Raw genomic sequence first — 5432 nt, 5'->3', positions numbered from 1 at the left:
GGGCTGGGGCGGCTGGCGCCGTCACCACCACGGCTTCGGCCGGGTCCGGATCGTCGTCGTCAACAGGAACCACAACTTCAATGGCGACCACCACCACCACAACAATGGGAACAACCGCGGCAGGTGGTAAGGCCCAGGCGAAAGCCTGAGCCTGTGGCGCGTCTCCCGCGCCGCACAGGAGTCCGCTCAGTGCGATGAACTCCGGCCATAAGCCCGAGTGCCCGTATTCACAGGGATTGGGCGTCCGCCACCCGGCGCGACGCCCACCCCGCCGAATACGGGCACTCTTGCGCGTCCGCGCTAATTTAGTTCGGCGGGCATTGTCACGGATTTATATGGCGAACAGGCTGTTTCAGAGGCCGAGATCGTCCAGTTCTTTCAGCAGCGCGTCCCTTGGGCTTTGCGGCGGGGCGGTCGGACCCGTTCCTGGACTGCGGCGGTCACGGAAAATCCAGCCGCCCAGCACGCCGGCGAGAAAGCCGAACAAATGGGCCTGCCAGCCGATTCCTTCCTGGGGCAGCAACCCGGTGAACTGGTAGGCGAAGCACAAGGCCATGACGACGCCGACCACGATGTCGATCAGATGCCGGTCGAATGCGCCGCGTACGAGCACGTAGCCGAAATAGCCGAAGACGACGCCGCTCGCGCCCGCGCCGACGCTTCCGGGGGCGGCGGTGAACCAGGCGCCGAGGCCGCTGACCAGGACGATGAGCCCCGTCACCCCGAGAAACTTCCTGACCCCCCGATAAGCCGACAGGAACCCGAAGATGAACAGCGGCCCCGAATTGGCCTCGATGTGCGCCCAGCTCCAATGCAGGAATGGCGAAGACACTATGTTGGGCAAGCTCGCCGGATCCCATGGCCGATCGCCGTACTCGTAGCTCAGCGCGTAACCGGAGGCCCAGTTGGCGATCTGCAGGAGCCAGATGACGGCCAGGAACCCGACCATCACCCAGAACGCCTTGCGAGCTTCGGCGATCATGACTTCGGCTGTCTGACCCTTGGCCTCCATTCCGGCTCCTCCTGACCCGGCCCACACGCCTTTGCGGCGGCACCAGTATCAGGACGCAAGATCACGAATGGGTGGCGGCCGGGGACTCCAGATGGTCGAGATATCGCGCCGGCCAGGTGTCGCACGGCAGCCCGCGTGGCTCCAGCGCGACCCGTGGCCGCCCTGGGCATGGGCGTGCATCTCCACCGGCCGCCCGGCGGCCCGCCAACTCTCGTACAGCCTGGGGTTGCCCTCGATCCCGCCATCTCCCTCGTCGTCGGTGGCGAAGGTCAGGGACAGCGGCGGCGCGTCGGGCGGCGCCTCGTAGTACGCCCGCCAGACAGGCCCGTAAATCGCCGCGGCGTGGCCGGGACGGCCGGTGGCGCCGTCGTAGCCGGTCGCGCGGCGGCGATCGTGAGCAGACCGCCTGCCGAGCTGCCCGTGAGGCCCTCGTCGCGGACGGGCGACGGCAGGAGCCGGTACCTGAGAACGAACGCGCTCACCCCGTGCTCGGCCGGCCGGTCGGCGCCGGGGCCCGTGCGGTGGGTGAGCGTGACGAAGGAGCCGCCGGGGCAGATGAGGCGGTCATCTCCCGGGCTCTTCCTCGGCCGGTGTCACCGTTCCCGCGTCCCCGTCGACGGTGATCTGCCGTCCGTCGACCAGGTGCTCGGTGGCCACGCCGGTGCCGAGGACCGCGGGGATGTGATATTCGCGGGCCACGATCGAGCTGTGGCTGAGCGGCCCCCCGACGTCGGTGACGATCGCCGAGGCCAGGGCGAACAGCGGCGTCCAGGCCGGAGTCGTGATCTTGGCGACGAGCACGTCCCCCTGGCGCATCCGGCCGAACTCCTCGGGGCCGTGGATGATCCGGGCCGGTGCGGTGACGCGGCCCGGGCTGCCCGGCACGCCCTTGATGGCGGCTCCGGGCTCCGGTACCTGCTGCGCGGGCAGCAGCCTGGAGACGTCGATCCCGGCGATCCTCGTCTTGCCGACGGGGAGCAGATGCGGCGGCGGGACCCTGCGCCGCGCCTGCCAGGCGGCCCGCCGCTCGGCCACGGCGGCGTGCGCGGGCGCCGGGGCACGGCCGTCGTCGAGCGCCCGTACCGCGCTCTGGAGCTCGTCGAGCCGCAGCCAGAACACCTCGTCCCGGTCCGCGATCGCGCCGGCGTCGGTGAGCCGGCGGCCGAGCTCGCGCAGCAGGCGGCGTACCGTCGGCCAGCCCAGGCCGACGTCGGCGAGCGCGTCCTCGCGCAGCGGGGCCACCGTCTGTGCCCACCGCAGCAGTCGCAGCGCCAGCGCTCGTACGGGCCCCGCCCGGCGGGCGCGTAACGCGGCCACCGCTTCCTCGCGCTTCCGCGCCGCCGCCTGCCGGCGGGCGTGCGGATCGGGCGCCTGGCCGGTACGGAAGTACTCGAGGGTCCGCAGGATCGGCGCCGGGTCCTCGGCGGGCAGCGGCTTGGCGAAGTCGAGGTCGTAGACCGTGTCGCCGTAGACGGACAGGTGCGCGGCCAGGCGCCGCTGGAGCTCCTCCTCGGCAGGGGCACGGCCGCCCGACCCGTCCGGTGCACGGCCGCCCGACCCGTCCGGCTCAGGCTGCTCGCGGGCCCAGCGGGCCAGGTCGTGGAGCGCCTGCTCGGCGCGTACCGGCTTGCTGTCGAAGCCCAGCAGGAACGTCAGCGCCGGCGGATCGCCGTGGCGCCTGACGAGCTTGTACACGGAGGTGAACAGGGCCTCGCTGAGGTAGGCCGCGGGCAGGACGCCGCTCTGGATGGTCAGGTAGTAGCGGGCGGCCTCCTCGACGAGCTCCTGTACGTTCGCCAGCAACTCGGTGGCCGGCATGTCGATCGCCTGGAGGCGCTCGGCGAGCGCCGTGTACCGGGCGTGGGCCTCCCGCCAGCGCTCCGGCGCGGTCCGCAGGCGCCCCGGCAGGGTGACCGTGAGGAAGCGCGGCTGCGCCATGGCCATCCGCGCCAGCAGGCCGGGCGTGTAGCGGACGTTGTAGTAGAGGTAGCCGTTGATGACGGCCAGCGGGTCGTCGAAGTACGCCAGCCGGACGCTCTTGTACGACTCCACCGTGACTTTCTCCCAGGCGGGGACGCCCAGCGTCTCGAACAGCGGGGACAGCGGATCCGGCAGCAGCTCGGTGACGCTGGCCCGCACGTATCTGCCCTTGGGGTCGGGCAGCTCCCACGTCACGGGGGCGGCGTCCGGCAGGGCGGTGATCGGCCGGGCCTGGACGATGAACAGGCGGTCGTCGCGCATCGCCCATTCGATGTCCATCGGCCGCCCGTACAGATCCTCGATCCTGGCGGCGGCACGGGCCAGGGCGGCGGCCTGCTCGGGGCCGAGCACCGCCCGGTCGCGCCGGTCGGCGGGGACGGGCTCCTCGCGGGTGCCGGTGGGCGTGCGGACGGTCATGAGCTGCTTGCCGCTGACCTCCTGCCGGATGATCCGTCCGTCGCCCTTGGCGACGACGAGCGTGTCAGGCGTGACCAGGCCGCTGACGATCGCCTCGCCCAGCCCCCACGCCGCGTTGATCACGATTTCGGTCGCCGGTCAGGGGGTCGGCCGTGAACATGACGCCCGCCGCGTCCGCCGGCACCAGCTCCTGCACCACGACCGCCAGGCTGACGCCGGCCGGGTCGATCCCGTGGCGGGCGCGATAGCCGATGGCCCGCGCCGTCCAGAGCGAGGCCCAGCAGCGTTTCACCGCCTCCAGCACCGCGGCCTCGCCGCGGATGTTGAGGTACGTCTCCTGCTGCCCGGCGAACGACATCTCCGGCAGGTCCTCGGCGGTGGCGGAGGAACGTACGGCGACCGCCACGTCCTCGCCCATCAGCGCGTAGGCGGAGCTGATGGCCTGGGCCACCTCTTCGGGCATCGGCTGCCCCGCCATGAGATCGGCGATCTTCCGGGCCGCCGCCTCGCAGGTGGCCGGCTGGTCGGGCGCGGCCGTCGATGCGGCTTGCAAGACGCTCTCCCGCAGCCCGTGCGCGGCGACGAAGCGGTGGTAGGCGGCCGTCGTCAGGTGGAAGCCCGGGGGGACCGGCAGCCCGGCGGCGGCCAGCCGGGCCAGCGAGGCGCCCTTGCCTCCCGCCCGCTCCAGCGTCGCGCCGCGGATGTCGTCGAGGGGCAGGACAAGGGGGTCGTCGTCGTCCTGGTCGGTCACGGCCTGTCTCCTTCTCGCTGGACCGGTTCGCGGCGCCCCGGCCCGGCGCCGGATCCCGTTCCGGCCTGGTCGCCGAGCTCAGTGCCGGAGTCGGTTCCGGCCGGGTTGCCGGGTGAGTCGTCGGACTCGGCCCCGGCCTGATCGTCGGGTTCGGCCCCGGTCGGGTCGCCGAGCTCGGTGCCGGACTCGGTGACGGCCTGGTCGAGGCCGCTGAGCAGGATCGCTTTGCCTGCCGCCCGTGCGGCGTCGTCGACCGGGGGCAGGGCGCGCTCGAACATCCGCGCCATCGCCTCCAGCAGGTCGTCGGACGAGGGCGGCCCGTCATCGCCGGGCGCGGCGGCCCGGTCTCCTGGGTAGGCGCGCCGGACGGCGGGGGTGAGGGCGTCGAAGATGACGGCCATCGCCCGCGTGTCGACGTCGGGCTCGATCGCGCCGACCCCCTGCATCACCCGCAGGAACTCCTGGGTGCTCGACGAATGCCGCCGCCGCGGGTCGAAGAGGCCGCCGGGCTTGCGCAGGTATTTCCCGAAGAGCGCCTCGTCCCTGGCGACGATCGCCGCAGCCAGCGGCAAGGTCTTCAGGGCGTTCATCATCGCCCGGTAGACGCTCGCCACGCTCCCGCCACGCGGATCCGACTCCAGGTGCTCGCGCCACCCGTCGGCGTAGCGGCGCAGCTCGCGGGCCAGCACCGCCGCCACCAGCTCGTCCTTGGACTTGAAGCGCAGGTAGACCAGGCCGCGGTGGAGGTCCACGGCGTCGGCGACGTCGCCCATCGTCAGCTTGTTGTAGCCGAACCTGCACAACAGATCGGCGGCGGCGTCGAGGATCGCCTGCTCGCGGTCTTGCTCGTTGACGGTCATCGCTTGTCACTTTGACAAAGATTGAGAAGTTGTCAAATCTGACGCTAGGCCTCCCCTTAGGGAGCTGTCAACGAGGAGCCCGGCGGCCCGGCAAAACAGGCGGCCCGGTGAACAGGCGGCCCCTGGAAACAGTCGAGTGCCCGTATTCGGTGGGGTGGGCGTCGCGCCGGGTGGCGGACGCCCAATCCCTGTGAATACGGGCACTCGGGCTTATGGCCGGAGTTCATCGCACTGAGCGGACTCCTGTGCGGCGCGGGAGACGCGCCACAGGCTCAGGCTGTGGCCTGGGCCTTACCACCCGCGGTTGTTGCCGTGGTGCTGGCGGTGGCCATTGATGTTGTGGTTCCTGTTGACGACGACGATCCGGACCCGGCCGAAGCCGTGGTGGTGACGGCGCCAGCCGCCCCAGCCC

3 protein-coding genes and 1 pseudogene are annotated in these 5432 nt (G+C 71.6%); all 4 read right to left on the bottom strand.

What is annotated here, in order from left to right; translation table 11 throughout:
* Positions 1-352: 352 nt before the first annotated feature.
* Positions 353-1012, bottom strand: a complete 660-nt coding sequence (locus tag ETD85_RS59730) for a rhomboid family intramembrane serine protease (protein WP_138698669.1) — start codon at positions 1010-1012, stop codon at positions 353-355.
* A gap of 564 nt (positions 1013-1576) precedes the next feature.
* The gene (locus ETD85_RS66495; protein ID WP_240780132.1) at positions 1577-1828 is read right to left on the bottom strand and encodes a PEP-utilizing enzyme; all 252 of its coding nucleotides are present in this window, start codon (positions 1826-1828) and stop codon (positions 1577-1579) included.
* Between the two features lie 1425 nt (positions 1829-3253).
* Positions 3254-4160 (bottom strand): annotated as a pseudogene (locus ETD85_RS65300) (PEP/pyruvate-binding domain-containing protein); the annotation flags it as partial.
* Entirely contained in the window at positions 4157-5020 is an 864-nt protein-coding gene (locus ETD85_RS59720) for a TetR/AcrR family transcriptional regulator (protein WP_138698668.1), read from the bottom strand. The gene ETD85_RS59720 and the pseudogene ETD85_RS65300, both read right to left, overlap by 4 nt.
* Positions 5021-5432: the final 412 nt, after the last annotated feature.

The organism is Nonomuraea zeae, from assembly GCF_005889725.1.
GTDB lineage: Bacteria > Actinomycetota > Actinomycetes > Streptosporangiales > Streptosporangiaceae > Nonomuraea > Nonomuraea zeae.
Note: the sequence above shows the minus strand (reverse complement) of the source record. Positions and strands in the feature narration are given on the sequence as shown.